At 72.4% G+C, this 17,989-nt stretch carries 19 protein-coding genes; 10 read left to right on the top strand and 9 right to left on the bottom strand.

Annotation, left to right across the window (positions count from 1 at the left end; translation table 11 throughout):
* Nucleotides 1-49 precede the first annotated feature (49 nt).
* The 6 genes from DEJ20_RS14930 to DEJ20_RS14955 all read right to left on the bottom strand — a co-directional run bounded on the left by DEJ20_RS14930 (nucleotide 50) and on the right by DEJ20_RS14955 (nucleotide 7,165).
* The gene (locus tag DEJ20_RS14930; protein ID WP_111236036.1) at nucleotides 50-1,507 is read right to left on the bottom strand and encodes a sugar porter family MFS transporter; all 1,458 of its coding nucleotides are present in this window, start codon (nucleotides 1,505-1,507) and stop codon (nucleotides 50-52) included.
* Between the two features lie 155 nt (nucleotides 1,508-1,662).
* Nucleotides 1,663-2,199: a hypothetical protein gene (locus DEJ20_RS14935; RefSeq protein ID WP_111236035.1), complete on the bottom strand. Its 537-nt coding sequence runs from the start codon at nucleotides 2,197-2,199 to the stop codon at nucleotides 1,663-1,665.
* A gap of 237 nt (nucleotides 2,200-2,436) precedes the next feature.
* A complete protein-coding gene (gene pgi / locus DEJ20_RS14940; protein WP_111236034.1) occupies nucleotides 2,437-4,158 on the bottom strand; it encodes a glucose-6-phosphate isomerase in 1,722 nt (573 codons plus the stop codon).
* A gap of 237 nt (nucleotides 4,159-4,395) precedes the next feature.
* Nucleotides 4,396-6,627 (bottom strand): heavy metal translocating P-type ATPase, encoded by a 2,232-nt coding sequence (locus tag DEJ20_RS14945; RefSeq protein ID WP_111236033.1) that lies wholly within the window; start codon nucleotides 6,625-6,627, stop codon nucleotides 4,396-4,398.
* The gene (locus DEJ20_RS14950; RefSeq protein WP_111024449.1) at nucleotides 6,624-6,842 is read right to left on the bottom strand and encodes a heavy-metal-associated domain-containing protein; all 219 of its coding nucleotides are present in this window, start codon (nucleotides 6,840-6,842) and stop codon (nucleotides 6,624-6,626) included. Before DEJ20_RS14950 ends, DEJ20_RS14945 begins: the two co-directional genes overlap by 4 nt.
* 32 nt (nucleotides 6,843-6,874) lie before the next feature.
* A complete protein-coding gene (locus DEJ20_RS14955; RefSeq protein ID WP_027466001.1) occupies nucleotides 6,875-7,165 on the bottom strand; it encodes a metal-sensitive transcriptional regulator in 291 nt (96 codons plus the stop codon).
* Nucleotides 7,166-7,247: 82 nt separating this feature from the next.
* Between DEJ20_RS14955 and DEJ20_RS14960 the strand changes: the two genes are divergently transcribed.
* From DEJ20_RS14960 to DEJ20_RS15005, 10 genes are all read left to right on the top strand, one after another.
* Nucleotides 7,248-8,465, top strand: a complete 1,218-nt coding sequence (locus DEJ20_RS14960; RefSeq protein ID WP_111236032.1) for an AraC family transcriptional regulator — start codon at nucleotides 7,248-7,250, stop codon at nucleotides 8,463-8,465.
* Nucleotides 8,466-8,634: 169 nt separating this feature from the next.
* On the top strand, nucleotides 8,635-9,093 hold the full coding sequence (locus tag DEJ20_RS14965) for an Asp23/Gls24 family envelope stress response protein (RefSeq protein ID WP_111236031.1): 459 nt from the start codon (nucleotides 8,635-8,637) through the stop codon (nucleotides 9,091-9,093).
* Entirely contained in the window at nucleotides 9,090-9,281 is a 192-nt protein-coding gene (locus tag DEJ20_RS14970) for a DUF2273 domain-containing protein (RefSeq protein ID WP_017885412.1), read from the top strand. Before DEJ20_RS14965 ends, DEJ20_RS14970 begins: the two co-directional genes overlap by 4 nt.
* Nucleotides 9,278-9,592 carry a hypothetical protein gene (locus tag DEJ20_RS14975; RefSeq protein ID WP_111236030.1) on the top strand — a complete coding sequence of 105 codons (315 nt, stop codon included), beginning with the start codon at nucleotides 9,278-9,280 and terminating at the stop codon, nucleotides 9,590-9,592. The genes DEJ20_RS14970 and DEJ20_RS14975 overlap by 4 nt, the downstream gene beginning before the upstream one ends.
* A 9-nt stretch (nucleotides 9,593-9,601) precedes the next feature.
* Nucleotides 9,602-10,177: a DUF6286 domain-containing protein gene (locus tag DEJ20_RS14980; protein ID WP_111236029.1), complete on the top strand. Its 576-nt coding sequence runs from the start codon at nucleotides 9,602-9,604 to the stop codon at nucleotides 10,175-10,177.
* Nucleotides 10,174-10,737, top strand: a complete 564-nt coding sequence (locus tag DEJ20_RS14985) for a hypothetical protein (RefSeq protein WP_110864128.1) — start codon at nucleotides 10,174-10,176, stop codon at nucleotides 10,735-10,737. The genes DEJ20_RS14980 and DEJ20_RS14985 overlap by 4 nt, the downstream gene beginning before the upstream one ends.
* A gap of 83 nt (nucleotides 10,738-10,820) precedes the next feature.
* The gene (locus tag DEJ20_RS14990; protein WP_071246087.1) at nucleotides 10,821-10,994 is read left to right on the top strand and encodes a CsbD family protein; all 174 of its coding nucleotides are present in this window, start codon (nucleotides 10,821-10,823) and stop codon (nucleotides 10,992-10,994) included.
* A 79-nt stretch (nucleotides 10,995-11,073) separates the two neighbouring features.
* On the top strand, nucleotides 11,074-11,934 hold the full coding sequence (locus tag DEJ20_RS14995) for an Asp23/Gls24 family envelope stress response protein (protein ID WP_111236028.1): 861 nt from the start codon (nucleotides 11,074-11,076) through the stop codon (nucleotides 11,932-11,934).
* A complete protein-coding gene (locus DEJ20_RS15000) occupies nucleotides 11,931-12,347 on the top strand; it encodes an MFS transporter permease (protein ID WP_111236027.1) in 417 nt (138 codons plus the stop codon). The genes DEJ20_RS14995 and DEJ20_RS15000 overlap by 4 nt, the downstream gene beginning before the upstream one ends.
* Before the next feature lie 98 nt (nucleotides 12,348-12,445).
* The gene (locus DEJ20_RS15005; protein ID WP_258377217.1) at nucleotides 12,446-13,096 is read left to right on the top strand and encodes a gamma-glutamylcyclotransferase family protein; all 651 of its coding nucleotides are present in this window, start codon (nucleotides 12,446-12,448) and stop codon (nucleotides 13,094-13,096) included.
* Here DEJ20_RS15005 and DEJ20_RS15010 read toward each other — a convergent pair.
* From DEJ20_RS15010 to DEJ20_RS15020, 3 genes are all read right to left on the bottom strand, one after another.
* Nucleotides 13,072-14,064: an NAD-dependent epimerase/dehydratase family protein gene (locus tag DEJ20_RS15010; protein ID WP_111236026.1), complete on the bottom strand. Its 993-nt coding sequence runs from the start codon at nucleotides 14,062-14,064 to the stop codon at nucleotides 13,072-13,074. The two genes, DEJ20_RS15005 and DEJ20_RS15010, sit on opposite strands and share 25 nt — an antisense overlap.
* A 124-nt stretch (nucleotides 14,065-14,188) precedes the next feature.
* Nucleotides 14,189-16,906, bottom strand: coding sequence for an alpha/beta fold hydrolase (locus DEJ20_RS15015; protein ID WP_258377216.1), 2,718 nt, complete (start codon nucleotides 16,904-16,906; stop codon nucleotides 14,189-14,191).
* A complete protein-coding gene (locus DEJ20_RS15020; protein ID WP_111232933.1) occupies nucleotides 16,903-17,976 on the bottom strand; it encodes a 3-oxoacyl-ACP synthase III in 1,074 nt (357 codons plus the stop codon). The genes DEJ20_RS15015 and DEJ20_RS15020 overlap by 4 nt, the downstream gene beginning before the upstream one ends.
* Nucleotides 17,977-17,989 lie beyond the last annotated feature (13 nt).

A 17,989-nucleotide genomic window follows, 5' to 3' on the forward strand; every position in this document is an offset into this window, starting at 1 on the left:
CCTGGGGCGACCCGACGTCTTCTGCTCACTCGGTGCAGCGCGGTGTGGACTAGCGGCGCGACGCCTTCACGGGGACGGTGAAGATGTTGCCGGTGGTGACGCCCTCCTCGACCTCTTCGAGGGTGCGACCGCGGCTCTCCGGCACGAACTTCCAGATGAAGAACAGAGCCAGCAGCCCGACGATCCCGAAGCCGAAGAAGGTCCCGGTGATGCCGGTCGCGGCGACGATCGTCGGGAAGTAGAGCCCGAGGAACGCGTTCGCGATCCAGAGGCAGAACACCGCGATGCCCATGCCGAGCGCACGGATCTGCGTCGGGAAGATCTCCGACAACACGACCCAGACGGCGATGTTCAGGAAGGTCTGCATCGAGCCGACGAAGGCGACGACCAGGAACAGGATGACCCACGGACGAGCCGGGTTGCCGTCCGGCAGCGCCACCGAGGCGATGCCGATGAGGAAGTGGCAGACGGTCGTCAGCGAGAACCCGATGATCAGGGTCGTGCGGCGGTTGATCTTCTCCATGTTGTAGATGGCGATGACGCCACCGATCACGGCGATGACGCCGGGCGCGATGTTGGCGATGAGCGCTGCCGACTGCTCGAAGCCCGACTCGATCAGCACGGTCTGGCCGTAGTACATGATCGAGTTGATGCCGGTGAGCTGCTGCGCGACCCCGAGGCCGGCACCGATGAGCACGATGCGGATGAGCCACTTGTTGCCGAGCAGGGTGCGCCAGCCGCTGACCTTCTGCAGCTTCGCCTCGAGGTCGTTGGTGCGCTTGATGTCGTCGAGCTCGGCGTTCGCCCGCTCCGTCGTGCGGATCTGCCCGAGGACCGAGAGTGCCTCGTCGTTGCGACCCTTCGACGCGAGCCAGCGCGGCGACTCCGGCACGCGGAGCATGCCGACGAACAGCGCGATCGCAGGGAGCGCGCAGACGGCCAGCATGACGCGCCACACGCCGTTGCCCTCGCCCCACAAGGTGCCGATGAACGCGTTGACCACGAACGCGGCGAGCTGACCGATCACGATCATGAGCTCGTTGCGGCCGGACAGCGACCCGCGGATCTCGTACGGTGCGAGTTCGGCGAGGAACACCGGCACCACCGTGGATGCGCCACCCACGGCGAGGCCGAGGAGCACACGACCGACGACGATGACCTCGAACGTCGGCGCGAACACGCAGATCAGCGTGCCGACGAAGAACGTGACGGCGAGCAGGATGATCGTCTTGCGGCGACCCCAGCCGTCGGCGATGCGGCCGCCGAGCATGGCGCCGATCGCGGCACCGAAGAGCAGCGAGCTGGTGACCACACCCTCGGTGAAGTTCGTCAGGCCGAGCTCCGCCTTCATCGGGTTCAGGGCGCCGTTGATCACGCCGGTGTCGTACCCGAAGAGCAACCCGCCGAACGTGGCGACGAGGGCCAGCACACCGAGTCGTCGGCGGTGCGGCCCGGTCCCCAACGGGGGCAGTGCGACAGTCGGGGCTGTCGGTTTGATATCGACCATTCGGTGACTCCTTCGTCGGTGATCGCGCGTCAGTGCGTGGACCGATCGTAACCCGAATCCATGTCCTGTCAATTGGACATTCTGTCGTCAGGTCGTTTGGATCGGTCCACAGAAGGCCTGATGAGGACGGGAGCGGTCCAATCCGCGGATCGGGCTCAGTGCTCGTCGTCGACGGGGCCGTCGCCCAGGACGTCCCCCAACGAGGCCATGTCGGCCCCGTGGTCGGTGTAGCGGCGAACGGTCCGTCGGGCGGCGGCACTCGCGGCACCGGACAGGGCGGGGTTGCGTCGGGCGGCGTCGGCGACACGGCCGGCATGCCCCGCGGTGGACAACAGCACGTTCGCCAGGGCTCGGGCATCGCCGCGTTCGGGGACCCCGGTCACGGTCCACGCCGTGCGGACCTGGGCGTCGGGGGTGACGCCACGACGGGTGCCCATCCGGTGCCAGTCCGACAGCACACCCTCGGTGCGCGAGGCGGCGCGGTCGGCCTCTCCCGCGCGACGGCGTGCGGCGTCACGTGCGTCGGACTCGGTGCCCGAGCCCTCGACCGTGTCGTACCGGTCGGTGAGCCCGTCGGCCCGGCGCCGGACGCTGTCGGCCCGTTCACGCGCTGCGACGTCGTCACCACCGGCCGCTGCGATGCGGGCGGCGTGCGCGGCGGCAGCCGCGGCGAGGATCTCCGAACGCTCCATGCCCTCGACCGTAGCCGCTCCGACCGACACCGGCGGACCGTCCGGCGCGGTGGCGGCGCGCGGCGGCAGACGGCGTTTCGCGCTGGGCGACACCTCACGGGCCGCGGCGCGCGTGAGGTGTCGCTGACCGCGAAACCGGCCCGGCGTCCGCCCCGCGGCCGCAGCGCACGCACTGACGGACGGGAGGCCCGTGGCGGATCCGCCACGGGCCTCCCGTCCGTCAGGTGGGGGCGTGCGTTACTTCCGCAGCTCCAGGTACTTCGCGATGAGCGCCTTGGTCGACGGGTCCTGCGCGTCGAGCGCGGCCTGGTCGCCCTCGACGGCCGGCGTGACCTGCAGCGCCAGCTGCTTGCCGAGCTCCACACCCCACTGGTCGAACGAGTCGATGCCCCAGATCGTGCCCTCGGTGAACACGATGTGCTCGTACAGGGCGATGAGCTGGCCGAGGACGCTCGGGGTGAGCTCCGGCGCGATGATCGACGTGGTCGGCTTGTTGCCGGGGAACGTGCGCGCCGCGACGGTGCCCTCGTCCGTGGTGCCCTCGGCGCGGACCTCGTCGGCGCTCTTGCCGAACGCGAGCGCCTTGGTCTGCGCGAAGAAGTTCGCCAGGAAGAGCGTGTGCACGTCGGTGCCGGGCGCGACGCCCTTGCCGTCGCCGGTCTCGTCCTTGAGCGGACGGGCCGGGTTGGCGACCGTGATGAAGTCGGCCGGGATCAGGCGGGTGCCCTGGTGGATGAGCTGGTAGAACGCGTGCTGGCCGTTCGTGCCGGGCTCACCCCAGAAGACCTCGCCGGTCTCGGTGGTGACGGGCGAGCCGTCCCAGCGGACGCGCTTGCCGTTCGACTCCATGGTGAGCTGCTGCAGGTACGCGGCGAAGCGGTGCAGGTACTGCGTGTACGGCAGGACCGCGTGGCTCTGCGCACCGAGGAAGTTCGTGTACCAGACGTTGAGCAGGCCCATCAGGACGGGGACGTTCTGCTCGAGCGGCGTGGTGCGGACGTGCTCGTCGATGGCGTGGAAGCCGGCGAGGAACTGCTCCCAGTTCTCCTTGCCGATGGCGATGACGACGCTCGTGCCGATGGCCGAGTCGACCGAGTAGCGGCCGCCCACCCAGTCCCAGAAGCCGAAGGCGTTCTCGGGGTCGATGCCGAAGGCCTCGACCTTGTCGAGCGCGGTGGAGACGGCGACGAAGTGCTTGGCGACCGCGTTCTTCTTCTCGTCGTCGGCGGCGTCGGTCAGGCCGAGCTCCTCCCACAGCCACTGGCGGGCGAGGCGCGCGTTCGTCAGGGTCTCGAGCGTGCCGAAGGTCTTCGACGCGACGATGAAGAGCGTGGTCTCGGGGTCCAGGTCCGCGGTCTTCTCGTAGATGTCCGCCGGGTCGATGTTCGAGACGAAGCGGGCCTCGAGGCCGGGCTGGACGTAGGGCTTGAGTGCCTCGTAGACCATGACCGGGCCGAGGTCCGATCCACCGATGCCGATGTTGACGACGGTCTCGATGCGCTTGCCGGTCACGCCGGTCCAGGCGCCGCTGCGGACCTGCTCGGCGAAGCCGTAGACCTTGTCGAGCGTGGCGTGCACGTCGGCGTCGACGTCCTGACCGTCGACGGTCAGGGGCGCCGCCGGCACGAGGCCCTCGGTCGCCTTCGGGCGGCGGAGCGCGGTGTGCAGCACGGCGCGGTCCTCGGTGACGTTGATGTGCTCACCGGCGAGCATCGCCTGGAAGCGTTCGGCGACGCCGGTGTCCTTCGCGACCTGCAGCAGCGCGGCGAGGATCTCGTCGGTCACCAGGCCCTTGGAGAGGTCGACGGTCAGGTCGGCCGCCTGGAAGGTGTACTGCTCGGCACGACCGGGGTCGCTGTCGAACCACCCTCGCAGGTCCGGGGTGAAGCCGGCAGCGATGCTGTCGAGCTTCTTCCAGCCTTCGGTCGATGTGGGGTCGACGGGAGCGGATTCGGTCACTTCGGTCCTCCTGGGGATCACGTTCGAGACGTACAGCCCGCGGGTCACGCAGCGCTGCGTCGCGGACCGTCTTCGAGCGTAGTGCGCTCCGGCAGGTGGTGCGCACAGTCGGCCGGGAGGCGCGGCTCGCGTTCGCTGCGCGCGTCACGCCTCCCGGCCGGTCGCGTTCACGGCTGCGGTCGGCTTGCCACGTTCAGGGCCGCGGTCCGTTCGCCGGGTTCACGGCTGTGGCCGGCTTCACGGCTGCGCCGCGAAGCGGCGCAGCCGCAGGCTGTTCGTCACGACGAAGACCGACGAGAACGCCATCGCCGCACCCGCGAGCACCGGGTTGAGCAGCCCCGCCATCGCGAGCGGGATCGCCGCCACGTTGTACGCGAACGCCCAGAACAGGTTGCCCTTGATGACGCCGAGCGTCGCGCGCGACAGCCGGATGGCGTCGGCCACCACGGTGAGCCGACCGCTGACCACCGTGATGTCGCTCGCCGCGATGGCCGCGTCGGTGCCGGCCCCCATGGCGATGCCGAGGTCGGCCGCGGCCAGTGCGGCGGCGTCGTTCACGCCGTCGCCGACCATCGCGACGCTCCGACCCTCGGCCTGCAGCCGGCGGACGGTCTCGAGCTTCGACGCCGGGGTCGCGCGGGCGTGCACCTCGTCGATGCCGACGCTCGCGGCGACCGCACGTGCGGCACCGTCGTTGTCGCCGGTGAGCAGCACCGGGTGCAGGCCGAGCGCGCGGAAGCGGGCGATCGCGTCGGCGGCCTCGGGCTTCACGGTGTCTCCGACGACGACCATGCCCAGGGCCGTGCCGTTCCGGGCGACGACGACCGCCGTGCCCCCGTCGGCCTCGGCGCGGTCGACGGCGTCGGACAGCACCGGGGGCAGGGTGATCGACCACGAGTCGGCGAGCCAGCGGGTCGTGCCGACCAGGACGACGTCGCCGTCCACGACGGCCTGCACACCGGCGCCGGCGGTCGCGGTGAACTGCTCGGCCTCCAGCAGGTCGACGCCTCGGGCACGGGCCGCGGTGGTGACGGCACGGGCGACGGGGTGCTCGGAGCCGTCCTCGACCGCGGCGGCGAGCCGGAGCACGGTGTCTTCGGTCTCGTCGACGGCGGTGACCGACCGCAGGGTCATCGACCCCGTGGTGACGGTGCCGGTCTTGTCGAGCACGACGGTGTCGACGCCGCGGGTGCGCTCGAGCCCCTGCGGACCGCCGATCAGGATGCCGAGCTGGGAGCCTCGGCCGGTCCCGACCAGCAGTGCGGTGGGCGTGGCGAGTCCGAGGGCGCACGGGCAGGCGATGATCAGGGTGGCGACGGCCGCGGTGAAGGCCGCGGTGACCGAGCCGCCGAACACGAGCCAGCCGACGAAGGCCAGCACGGCGAGCGCGATGACGATCGGCACGAAGACCCCGGAAACGCGGTCGGCCAGGCGCTGCACCTCGGCCTTGCCGGTCTGGGCGTCCTCGACCAGGCGCCCCATGCGGGCGAGCTCGGTGTCGGCACCGACGCGGGTGATGCCGACGACGAGCCGGCCGCCGACGTTGATCGTGGCGCCGGTGACCCGGTCACCCGGTCCGACCTCGACCGGCACGGACTCGCCGGTGAGCATGCTGAGGTCGACGGCCGAGGAGCCGTCCTGCACCAGGCCGTCGCTCGGGATCCGCTCGCCCGGTCGCACCACGACGACGTCCCCGACGACGAGGGACGAGGCGGGCACGCGGTGTTCGCCGCCGTCGCGCAGGACGGTGGCGTCCTTCGCGCCGAGTTCGAGCAGCGCCCGGAGTGCGGCACCGGACTGTGTCTTCGCGCGGGCCTCCATGTACCGGCCGGCGAGGATGAACACCGTCACGGCGGTCGCGACCTCGAGGTACAGGTCGGTGGCCTCGGGGTCCGTGGCGAACCACGAGAACGTCATGTGCATGCCGGTCGTGCCGGCGTCGCCGAAGAACAGGGCGTACAGCGACCACCCGAAGGCAGCGAGGACGCCGACGCTCACCAGGGTGTCCATGGTGGCGGCACCGTGCCGGGCGTTGACCCACGCGGCACGGTGGAACGGCAGCGCACCCCAGACGGCGACGGGCGCCGCGAGCGTCAGGGCGAGCCACTGCCAGTTCGGGAACTGCAGCGCCGGCACCATCGAGAGCACCACGACGGGCACCGCGAGCACGGCGGACACGACCAGGCGTCGGCGCAGTGGGCCGGTCGGGTCCTCGTCCACCGCGGGGTCGGCGTCAGCAGCGGCGGGCGGGGCCGGCACCGTGGCACCGTAGCCGGCCGACTCCACCGCGGCGATCAGCGCCTGAGGGTCGGCGGTGCCCTCCGCGGCGACCTGCACCTGCGCCTTCTCGGTGGCGTAGTTGACCGTGGCGGTGACCCCGGGCAGCTTGCCGAGCTTCCGCTCGATGCGGTTCGCGCACGAGGCGCAGGTCATCCCGGTGATGTCGAGTTCGACGGTGCGGTCGGTCACGAGCGCACGACCTCGTACCCCGCCTCGGTGACGGCGGCGCGGAGGGCGTCCGCGTCGACGGGTGCCGCCGAGCTGACGGTGACCTCGGACGATCCGCCGGGGACGAGTCGGACGTCGACGCCCGACACCCCGTCGACCTCGGTGAGTTCCTCGGTGACGCTCATCACGCAGTGGTCGCAGGTCATGCCCTCGACGAGCAGCGTTTCGGTGGTCATGGTGTCTCCTTCTCGGTGGTGGGTCGTCGGGGTCAGGAGCGGACGAGCCGGGCGATCGCCTGGCTGGCCTCGCGCACCTTCTCGTCGGCGGCGTCCCCGCCCTCGGCGACGGCCTCGGCGACGCAGTGCGCCAGGTGGTCCTCGAGCAGCGACAGCGCGACGCGTTCGAGCGCCCGGTTCGCCGCCGAGATCTGGGTCAGGACGTCGATGCAGTACGTCTCGTCCTCGACCATCCGCGCGATGCCGCGCACCTGTCCCTCGGCGCGACGGAGTCGCTTGAGCAGGTCGTCCTTGTCGCCGATGTACCCGACGTGTTCGTGCATGTCCGCCTCCACCGTTCTCAATACGGTACCCCCCTAGGGTATTCCGATCTCGTCCGCGCGCAACCGGTGGCATGATCGGCGCATGGACCCCTCGACGACGAACGGATTCCGCCGGCTGCGGTTCTCCGACGGCGAGGGTTCCGACTACTCCGAGATCTTCACGGCCGAGTACGGCGGCTCGGACTTCGCCTCCGAGACCTTCGCCACCGACGACACCCGGTACGAGTACACGGTCGTGGGCGACGACGACCTGACGCTCCGCACCATGCGGGCCGAGGGCGGTCGGCGCGGCGGCGTCATCGGGGTGCGGGACGACCACGTGGTGTTCTGGCTGACCAAGGGTCGCCTCGAGATGCACTTCGCCGACCGCACCCGCACCGTCGAACCGGGCAGCCCGTACATCGCCTCGGCGTCCGAGGCCTACCGGTTCGAGTCGGACGGCACCGTCTACAACGGCGTGCACGTGTCCGACCGGTTCCTGCGGAGCGTCGGCCGCGACCTCGGCTACCGCCTGCCCGACGGCCCGCTGCTGTTCGACCAGCAGGACGAGGTCGTCGCCCGGCGCGAACCGCTGCGACACATGATCCGCGAACTCGGGCCGGCCCTGGTCGACGACCGCGTGCTCGGACCGATGCGGACCGCGCTGAACCGCCGGCTGGCCGTCGTCATCCTCGACACGTTCCCCATCCGCAACCGCGGCGACGACGTGCCCGTGGCGAACCGGCTCCGTGACGCGATCCGCTTCATCGAGCTGCACGCCGCCGAACGCCCCTCAATCCCCACGATCGCCGCCGCCTGCGGACTGAGCCAGCGCGGGCTGCAGGACGTCTTCGCCCGGACGCTCGGCACCACCCCGCACCGGTTCCTCCGCGACCACCGCCTGGACCGCGTGCGGGAAGAGCTCCTGCGTGCGGACCGCGGGGGCACGACGGCCGCGGACTGCCCACTCGTGTCGTCGGGGATCGCCGCGATCGCCCGCCGCTGGGGCTTCACCAACCCGGGCCGGTTCGCCGAGACCTACCGCGACCGGTTCGGCGAGGACCCCGCCGTGACGAAACGCGCGTCGCTGGCTGCGCAGCCGGAGGCCGGCAAGGCGTCGTGGCGTGTCCGCCGTGCGGTGTCGTACATCGAACAGCACCTCGACGACCCGCTCACGCTCGACGACATCGCGGCCGCCGCCGGGGTGCTCCCCCGACGCCTGCAGCAGCTCTTCCGCGAGGAGCGCGGCGAGTCCCCGATGGCCTGCGTCCGTGCCATGCGGGCCGTGGCCGAGCGCAACGACGCGGCCGGAAACGGCTGAACGGCCCGACGGAACAGCCCGGGGGTACACGCAGATCCGCGGATTTCCGGGGATGCCTGGACACCACCCGAATCCGAGAAGTCGTGTGTGACGAATCTCTTCCACAGCCCGTCTCATCCGTGAACAGCAACCGCTGGGAACGCCCGGCGGGTCAACGGAAGGAACGAACATGGCTGACACCATCACCCCCACCCCGGCCACCACGGCGACCCGTGCCACCTCGCGCGCCGGCACCAGCGGCGTCACCGGCAAGACCGTCATCGACGACACCGTCGTGTCGAAGGTCGCCGGCATCGCCGCCCGCGAGGTCAACGGCGTGCACTCCCTCGGCAACGGCGCAGCCCGTGCCATCGGCGCCCTCCGCGACGCCATCGGCCAGCGCGACTTCGGTCAGGGCGTCAAGGTCGAGGTCGGCGAGAAGCAGGTCGCCGCGGACATCGTGATCGTCGCCGAGTACCCGGTGTCGCTCCAGCAGGTCGCCGACGGCGTCCGTTCCGGTGTCGCCCGTGCCCTCGAGCAGATCGTCGGCATGGAGGTCGCCGAGGTCAACGTGACCGTCCAGGACGTCTACATCCCGGGTGACGACGACGACAACGACGACGAGAAGAAGGAAGCCCGAGTCGCATGAGCAACACGCTGATCGGCGCCCTCATCGGCGCAGTCCTCGCCGTCGTGGCACTGCAGTTCGGGTTCTGGGGCTTCGTGCTCGTGATCGTCTTCGGTGCGATCGGGGCCCTCGTGGCCGCACTCGCCACCGGGCGCATCGACCGCGGTGCCCTGACCGACGTGCTGACCGGACGCCGGAGCTCCCGGTGAACGCCGGCCCGGGCGTCCCGGGCCGCGTCGAGATCACCGCACGCGCGCTCACCTCGCTGGCGCGGGCCGTCGCAGCCGAAGGGCTCGGCGCCCCCGTCAAGCGGGTTCGCGTCGGACTCGGCGACGCGTCGGGAGCACTGTCGCTCGACATCACCGGGCCGATCGCCGCGGGCGACGACATCGTCTCCGGGTCGATCCGGATCGCTGACCAGGTCAAGGGCCGCGTGAGCGACCTGACCGGGCGCCGCGTCGGCAGTGCCCACATCGAACTCACCGGGATCGTGCGCGAGCACGAGTCCCGTGCCCGCTAGGAGGCCATCATGAGCAACGGTTCCGTCGAACGACGCATCCGTCGTCGGAGCGTGCACCGCTCCCGCTCCACAGCAGTGGCGGTGGCACTCGTGGTGCTCGCCCTGGTGGCCGCCTGGATCGGCACCGAGGCGGTGCTCAGCGCCATCGGCCGTCCGCCGCTGGTCGCCGACCCCCAGACCGTGGTCGACACGGCGCTCCGCCCGGACGCCGCGTTCGTCACCGTCGTCGAGGTCGTCGCGGGTGTGCTCGTCGTCCTCGGCGTCGTGCTGGTCGTCCTGGCGCTCAAGCCCGGCCGCCAGCACCGTTCGGTCGTCGAGCACGCGCGTGGTGCGGTCGTCATCGACGCCCGCATCGTCGCCTCCACCGCGGCGAACGCCGCCGGCACGGCGGCCGGTGTCCCCGAGGGGAACGCCTCCGCCACCGCCCGTGGCCGTTCCACCGAGGTGCGCATCGTCCCCGTCACCGGTGTCCCGGTCGACGAGGCGAGCGTCCGCGCCGCCGTCGTGGATCGTCTGAGCGGTCTCGACGAGCGCTTCGGCCGACGCGTCCGCGTCCGGGTCGAGGAGAAGGGAACCCTCGCATGACCAAGAGCAACCGGACCCTCAACCGGATCATCCTGTTCGTCCTCGGCCTCGTCGCCGTGGTCGTCGGGATCGCGATGGGCGCGGGCGTGCTGCCCGCCGTCCAGGACGCCGTCAAGCCGTACGTCGACCTCCCCCGCAGCCTCGACGTCCCCGCGTCCGCGCTGTGGATCGTCGCCGGGGCCGCGGCCCTCGTGATCGTCCTGTCGCTCGTGTGGGTGTTCACCCGCGGTGGTGGCGGCACGTCCGTCGCCGTCCGGGAGCACTCGGGCGACGATGCGGTCACCGTCAACGTCGCACTCGTCCGGGACGTCCTCGAGCACGAACTCGCGGGTGTCCGCGACGTGGTCGGGTCCCGTGTCGACACCTACCTCGTCCGCCGGCAGCGCGCCGCCCGGATCCGTGTCGCGGTCCGCCGCGGCGGGGACGCCGTCAGCGTGCTCGACGCCGTCGACCGAGCCGTCGCGGTCCTCGACCGCACCCTCGGCCGTCCGGTCCCGGTGCTCGTGCACCTGACCGGCGGTACCCGTTCCGCGCTCGCGAAGTCGACCCGCGTCCACTGACACCCGTCAGCCGGACGTACCCCGGGCCTCCCGGCCCACCACCACACCACCGGGCGCACCGCCCACCCACGAAAGGACCCGTCATGGGACTCGACGACAAGATCAAGAACGCCGCACAGGACCTCGCCGGCAAGGCGAAGGAAGCCGTCGGCAACCTGACCAACGACGATTCCAAGGTCGCCGAGGGCAAGAAGGACCAGGCCGCCGCGAGCGCGAAGCAGACCGGCGAGGACGTCAAGGACGTCTTCAAGAAGTAGGTCGCACGAACCGTGTCGGGGCACTCGCGCAGTCGAGTGCCCCGACGCGTTCCGGCGGAACCCGAACGAGGAGAGAACCATGCAGCACGACCCGAACGCGCACACGCAGGTCACCGAGGTGGCACTGCCCGCGGAGCTCACGGAGCCGTTGCCCGACGACGCGAGCACCGTCACGATCGTCGCCCGGACCGCAGCGGAGACCGCACTCGGCGTGCCCGGCGTGCACCACCTCGGCGGGATCGCCGCCCGCGCAGCCGACCAGCTCCGCAAGCAGCTCGGCCGGAGCGCCGGCGCCGCCGGCGTGCAGGTCGACGAGGACGACGGCGCGCTCGGCGTGCAGGTCTCCATCGTCGTCAGCTACCCGGAGCCGGTGCTGCACGTCGCCGACGAGGTGCGGAAGCAGGTGACCGCCGCGACGCGGCAGCTGTCCGAGCTCCCGACGAGCGTGGACGTCCGCGTCCTCGACGTGCACGGACCGTTCGACGACGAGCAGTCCCCGCTCGGCCGGGCCGCCGAGCAGGCGACCGATGCGGTCGAGCAGGCGGCCGAGCCGACCGGCGACGCGGTCAAGCGGGCCGCCGAGACCACCGCGGACGCGACCAAGCGTGCCGCGACGGCCACGGCCGATGCGACGAAGCAGGCTGCCGACGCCGCCGCCGACAAGCGTGCCGTCGACGCCGCCGCCGAGACGGGCCAGCGTGTGCGCGACGCCGCCTCGGAGTCGCTCGCTCGGGCATCCGAGCAGGCCGCCGACGCAGCATCGTCCGCGAAGGACGCCGCCGAGCAGGCCCGCGACGTCGTCGTCGACGCGGCCGGCACGACCCGCGACAGGGCCGCCGACGCTGCCGTTGCCGCGGCGGACGCGGCCGACGACGCAGCCGTCGCCGCCGACGCGGCAGCGGCTGCCGCCGCGGCTCCCCGTCACCGGGACCAGCCGTGACCACCGCCTGGTCCGGAGGGCACCGGTCCCGCGACCGGCGCCCCCGACCCCGGGGCGTCTGGATCGCCGGCGGCATCGGGGTCTTCCTCGTGCTCGCCGTCGCGGTCGGCGGGTTCCTGCCGCTGGTCGGCTTCCTCGGCGGGGTCACCGCCACCACCGCCGGCCTCGTGCCGTTCCCGTTCGTCCGCGTCACCCTGATCGCCCTGCTCGGTGCGGTCGTGGTGCTCGCGCTGCTCCTGCTCGCCCTGACCCGCCGGCACACCGCGACCGCGACGAGCGCCGTCGTGCTCGCCGTCCTGGTGAGCGTGGCGGTCACCCTGGTCCCCGTCGTCCTGGTCGCCGTCGGCTCCGCTGACCGCGCCGGCGACGTCTGGCCGATCGTCACCGAGCTCTGGACCCGCTTCACCGGCTGACGTCGTGCACGGTCCCGGCCTGGAGGCCCGCCCCACCCGACCCGGTCGGCCCACCCGGGTGGTCCCGGGGTCCACTGCCCGTCCGCTAGCCTCGCGACGTGAAGCGTCTCTCCCCCGGCCAGCGCTGGGTCATCGGTCTCGGCGCGTTCGCGCTCGTCTGTCTCGTCGTCGGCGTCATCGGTCTGGTGGTCGGGATCACGAACCGGTACGAGTGCCTGTCCGGATCCGAGGTCTGGCCGCAGTCCAGCTGTCTCCGGCACGAATCCGGGATCTTCTGGGGCAGCGCCCTCGGCGTCATCGGGCTGCTGCACCTCGGCCTGACCGGCCTGGCCGGTGCACTCGTCTGGACCTCGACCCCGGCGATCGCTCCGCGTCCCGTCGAGCGTCCGACGCCGCGCCCCGGCGAGACGCACCGGGTCTTCTCGTACGGCACGCTCCAGCAGCCGCTCGTGCAGGAGTCGCTGTTCGGCGACCACGTCCCCACCACCCCGGACTCCCTGCCCGGCTGGCGGCTCGACTGGGTGACGATCACCGACCCGGACGTCATCCGGACGAGCGGCTCCGACCGGCACCCGATCCTCCGCCGCGGCTCTGCCGGCGACGTCGTCGAGGGTGTGGCCCTGACGCTCGGGTACGAGTGGCAGCTCCGCGCGGTCGACGGCTACGAGGTCGCCGACTACCAGCGCATCCGGGTCACGCTGGCCTCGGGCTCGACGGCCTGGGTCTACGTGGCGGCCGACGAGGCCTGAGCCGCTGCCGCCGCCAGTCGCTCGAGCCCCTCGTCGATCGACACCGACGGGGTCCACCGCAGGTCGCGCCGGGGACGCCGCTGGTCGAACCAGTGCGCGGTCGACAGCTGTTCGGCCAGGAACCGGGTCATCGGCGGCTCGTCCTCGCCCGGTCGGACGCGCCAGACGGTCTCGACCACGGAGCCCGCGGCCCGTGCGACCGCGGCCGGCACGTGCCACTGCGGCGGTCGGACGCCCGACGCCGTGCAGATGCCGGCGAGCAGATCGGCGACCGGGCGGGGCTCACCGTTCGTGACGACGTAGGCGTTGCCGTGGACGCCGTCGTCCGTGACGTGTTCGAGCGCCGCGACCATGGCCGTCGCGGCGTTGTCGACGTAGAGCGTGTCGATGAGCGCGGCGCCGGAGTCGAGCAGTGGGAGCCGTCCGGTCCGGGCCCGATCGACGATCCGTCCAACGAGCTGCGTGTCGCCCGGACCCCACACCAGGTGCGGCCGGACCGCCACGACGGCGAAGTCCGGGGCGTCGGCGTCGAGTGCCAGGAGCTCCGCCGCGGCCTTGGTGCGGGCGTAGTCGCCTCGGGCACGGGACGGCTCGGCCGGACCGGCGTCGGCCCCGACGAGCGACGACCCGGTGTGCGCGACCGACGGCGACGACACGAAGACGAAGCGCCCGACCCCGGCAGCACGGGCGGCCTGCAGCAGCGAGCGCGTGCCCTCGATGTTGACCCGCGCGAAGTCGGCCGGGTCCCCGGCGAGTGACACCTTCGCGGCCAGGTGCACCACGGCTTCGACCCCGTCGACCGCGCGGGCGATCGCGGCGTCGTCGGTCATCGTGCCGGCGACGTCCTGCACCCCGGCTACGCCCGAGGGACGGCGCTGGAACGTCCGGACCTCGTGCCCGGCGTCCCGCACGGCGGCGGCGGTGGCCTGCCCGAGGAACCCGCTGGCCCCGGTGACCAGGACCTTCACGGGCGGACCATCCGTCCGCCGTCTCGAACCGCGACGGGTCGGAGATTCGTGCTCACCGACAGTTCACGCCCTCGACGGCCCGTGAGGTGTCGGTGAGCGCGTGAGAACGCGCCGAACGCGCCGATCACGGGCGGACCATCCGTCCGCCGGACAGCACCGAGCCGGCCCAGCGGGACAGCCGGGTGCGGTCGACCTTGGAGTTGTGCCGGATGTCCGTCGGCAGCACGGGCACGACGAGCACCGCGGCGAGGGGCACCCCGGCGGCGGCGCGGACCGCTGCGGCGAGCTGCGGCGACACCAGACCCGGCCGGCGCACGGCGGGGTCGGTCTCGACGACGGCCACCACCTGCTGCGTGCCGACCGGCCCGATGCCCGCGACCCCGGCACGTCCGACACCGTCGACGGCCTCGATCCGCTGCTCCGGCCCCACCGGCGTGACGACCCCGTCCGGAGTCACCAGCACGTGCTGCAGCCGACCCTCGACCCAGATCCGTCCCGCGGTGTCCAGGTGTCCGACGTCCCCGGTGCGGTGTCCGCGCGGGTCGTCGACGCCGAGGCGCGAGACCCGGTCGGTGCGCCACAGCCGGTCGTAGTGGTCGCGCACGTGGGGTGCCGCGACGACGATCTCGCCGGTGACCCCGGGCTCGTCCGTCGGCGCTCCGGTCGAGCGCCCGGAACCGTCGAGCGGCGCGATGCGGACGCGGACGTTCGCTGCCGGCACCCCGACGCAGATCCCCTCGTCATCGGACCGGCCGGCGGCACGGACCCCGTCGAGGTCGACGTCCGTCATGAGCAGCCCCTCGGTCATGCCGTAGGGGGTGTGGGCGCTGGCGTTCGGCATCAGCTCGGTCGCCGCGGTCAGCAGCGCGGCCGAGACGGGAGCCCCGGCCGACAGGAACAGCCGCACGCCCTTCAGTGCCGTCCGGTCGGCGTCGGTGAGCTCCGCCGCGGTCGCGACGACGTTCGCCAGGGCCGCCGGCGACAGGAACACCACGGTGGCGTCGGCCGCGGCGACCGAGGCCGCGACCGCCTTCGCTGTCAGGGTGCGCGGCGCGGTGACGTCCATGTCGGGCGCGACCGACCGTGCCCCGAGGGCCGGGCCGAGCAGCGCGAACGGCGCGAACCCGGCGACGAGGCCGGTGCCGACCCCGACGTCGTACTGGGTGGCCAGGGCGTCCCGGACGGCGCTGAGCTGCCCGTGCGTGTACACGACGCCCTTCGCCGGCCCGGTCGATCCCGAGGTGAAGAGCACGGCAGCAGGTGCGTCCGGCGACGGAGCCGTCGGCAGCGCGGTGCCGTGGGCGAGACGGCGGGCACCACGTCGGGCGACGTCGACGAGCGTGTGCTCCACCCGCAGCGCCTTCCGGGCCGGCGCGGGCAGCGAGAGCGTCGCGATGCGTCGCCCCGGCCAGCCGAGGGCACGCGCGGCACCGAGCCCGGGCAGCGCGCCGATGATCCAGTCCGGTCGGGCTCCACGGACGGCCCGGGTCAGGCCGCCGAGTCCGAGTCCGGCGTCCGCGACGACGACGACCGCCCCGATCCGCACGCAGGCGTACAGGACGGCGGTCAGGTCGGCACCGGGGGTCACCAGGAGCGAGACACGGTCGCCGCTGCGGACGCCCAGGTCGTCGAGTCCCGCGGCGATCTCGTCGACCCGTCGGGCGAGCAGTCGCCACGTGATCGTGCGGGGGCCACCGGCGGCGGCCATCTCGACCAGCGCGGGTTCGTCACTGCCACGCAGTTCGTCGAGCCGTGCCCAGAGCGGCGGGGTCGCCGGTGCGGGCTGGCCCGGGTCCACGACGTCGGACTGGAGGCCCGTGGGGGCCTGCGCAGGACGGCCACCGTCCGGCAGGCGGTCACCGAGCCAGTCGAAGACCGCGCCCGCCACGTCGGCGTCATCGGGCAGCAGGTGCCCGGCGCCCTCGAACCGGTGGACGTCCGCGTGCGGCACGCGCTCGGTCAGGTCGTCCAGGTAGCGCTCGAGGAACACCGGGTCGCGCGGACCCCAGAGCAGGAGCACCGGCACGTCGAGCGCGGCGACCCCGGCGGCGATGCGGTCGAGTTCGGGTGCGCTCCGGTGCCGGGCGTCGACCGGGATGTCCGCGACGAAGCCGCCGATGCCCCCGCGTCGGGCTGCACCTCGGTAGGGCGCCCGGTAGCCGTCAGCCGTGGCACGGTCGAGCTTCGGGTGCGCGATGGCCAGGGTGGTCTCGAGGAACGCCGGGGTCACGACCGTCGCGCGGCCGAGCATCCCCGGGCCGAGGGCGAGCCGCAGCGGTGCGGGGATCGGGGCGTCGTCGGGCTGGTGCACGGCGGTGTTGCACGTCATCGCGGCGGCCAGGACGTCCGGGTGGTCGACCGCCCAACCGAGCGACACGACACCGCCCCAGTCGTGGCCGAGGGTGACGACCGGACCGGTCAGCCCGAGTTCGTCGGTCAGGGCTCCGAGGTCCGCGACGCGCTGCCCCAGTCCCCGCTCGACGCCGGTGCGCTCCGAGAAGCCCATGTCGAGCTGGTCGACGGCGACCACGCGCCAGGCCGGGCCGCCGGCCTGGGCGACCTCGAGCGAGGTGCGGAGCACCGACCGCCACAGGTACGACCAGGTCGGGTTGCCGTGCACGCAGAGGATCGTGCCGACCGGTTCCACGCCGAGCGCGGCCAGGGACCCGGCCGTGTCGAGGAGGTGCCAGGTGCGCGCGGCGCGATCTGTGCCTCCCGTCCGCTCTGCAGACCACGCGGGGACCGTGACCAGACGCGACCACGCGGGGTCGAGGCCGGGCAGGGAGGGCGACTGCGTCGCCGGAGCCGTGCTCGCGGCGACGCGGGGCAGCCGGGACCTCACCAGTGGAGTTCCATCATCGCCGTGTTGATGCCGGAACCGACGCCACCCAGGAACACGCGGTCACCGCGCCGGATGCCGCCGGAAGCGACCTCGTCGGCGAGGGTGATCGGGATCGACGCGGGGCCGACGTTGCCGAAGCGCTGGTAGGTGGTGGGGACCTTGTCGCGCGGGATGCCGATCGCCTCGACGAAGGCGTTGGTGTGCACGTCGGAGACCTGGTGCAGCACGTAGCGGTCCATCTCGGCCCAGTCGAAGTGTGCGCGGGCCTCGGTCCAGGCGGCGACGACGAGCTCCATGCCGCCCTTGAGCAGCATCTTCGCGTCCGTGAACATGCCGTCGACGCTGCCGACGCACAGGTCGTACCACTGGGTCGCCGCGCGGGTGACTCCGCCGACGATCCGGTGGCCTTCGGGGTGCAGGTCCGCCGGGCCGAGCACGGCGGCCGCGGCACCGGACCCGAGGGTCAGGCTGGCGAACTCGCTCATGAAGTCCTTGCGGTTCCGGCCGCCCTGGTTCAGGCGGTCGATGGTGTTGAGCTGCACCTGGTCGGCGTCCTCGCCGTCGACGACGAGCGCGTACTTGATCTGCCCGGAGTCGATCATGCCCGCGGCGACGCTCATGGCGTTGACGAACCCCAGGCAGGCGTTCGCGATGTCGAAGTTGATGGCGGACGACGGCAGCCCGAGGCCGTGGTGCAGGCGGACGGCCACCGACGGCTCGAGGTGCGGACGGGTCACCGAGGTGTTGATGAGCAGCCCGATCTCGTCGGGCCGGACACCGGCTTCGGCCATGGCACGACGGCCGGCGTCGATCGCCGCGTCCTGGAAGGTCTGGCCCTCGCCCCAGTTGCGGCGCTCGATGACGCCGGCGACGCGCTCGAGCAGCCCCATCGGCAGACGGAGCCGACGGAGGACCCCGCGGAGCTTGGCCTCGATGTCAGCCGAGGTCGTCACACGCTCCGCAGTGGTGGTCGCCACGGAGAGCAGTGAGACGTTCCGGTGCTTCGCCGTGGCGTTGCCGGGCTGCTCCGGTTCACTGCTCGATGCCTGGTCGACCGGCCGTTCCGTCATGATCGTCACCGAC

This window comes from Curtobacterium sp. MCSS17_005, assembly GCF_003234225.2.
GTDB classification, from domain to species: Bacteria; Actinomycetota; Actinomycetes; order Actinomycetales; family Microbacteriaceae; genus Curtobacterium; species Curtobacterium flaccumfaciens.

Bases quoted from the DNA above. Each gene is read 5' to 3' on its own strand.
- DEJ20_RS14965 (WP_111236031.1), top strand. From the start codon at position 8,635: ATGGCTGACACCATCACCCCCACCCCGGCCACCACGGCGACCCGTGCC.
- DEJ20_RS14995 (WP_111236028.1), top strand. From the start codon at position 11,074: ATGCAGCACGACCCGAACGCGCACACGCAGGTCACCGAGGTGGCACTG.
- DEJ20_RS14990 (WP_071246087.1), top strand. From the start codon at position 10,821: ATGGGACTCGACGACAAGATCAAGAACGCCGCACAGGACCTCGCCGGC.
- DEJ20_RS14955 (WP_027466001.1), bottom strand. From the start codon at position 7,165: ATGCACGAACACGTCGGGTACATCGGCGACAAGGACGACCTGCTCAAG.
- DEJ20_RS14960 (WP_111236032.1), top strand. From the start codon at position 7,248: ATGGACCCCTCGACGACGAACGGATTCCGCCGGCTGCGGTTCTCCGAC.
- DEJ20_RS14935 (WP_111236035.1), bottom strand. From the start codon at position 2,199: ATGGAGCGTTCGGAGATCCTCGCCGCGGCTGCCGCCGCGCACGCCGCC.
- DEJ20_RS14930 (WP_111236036.1), bottom strand. From the start codon at position 1,507: ATGGTCGATATCAAACCGACAGCCCCGACTGTCGCACTGCCCCCGTTG.
- DEJ20_RS14950 (WP_111024449.1), bottom strand. From the start codon at position 6,842: ATGACCACCGAAACGCTGCTCGTCGAGGGCATGACCTGCGACCACTGC.
- DEJ20_RS14980 (WP_111236029.1), top strand. From the start codon at position 9,602: ATGAGCAACGGTTCCGTCGAACGACGCATCCGTCGTCGGAGCGTGCAC.
- DEJ20_RS15020 (WP_111232933.1), bottom strand. From the start codon at position 17,976: ATGACGGAACGGCCGGTCGACCAGGCATCGAGCAGTGAACCGGAGCAG.
- DEJ20_RS14985 (WP_110864128.1), top strand. From the start codon at position 10,174: ATGACCAAGAGCAACCGGACCCTCAACCGGATCATCCTGTTCGTCCTC.
- DEJ20_RS14970 (WP_017885412.1), top strand. From the start codon at position 9,090: ATGAGCAACACGCTGATCGGCGCCCTCATCGGCGCAGTCCTCGCCGTC.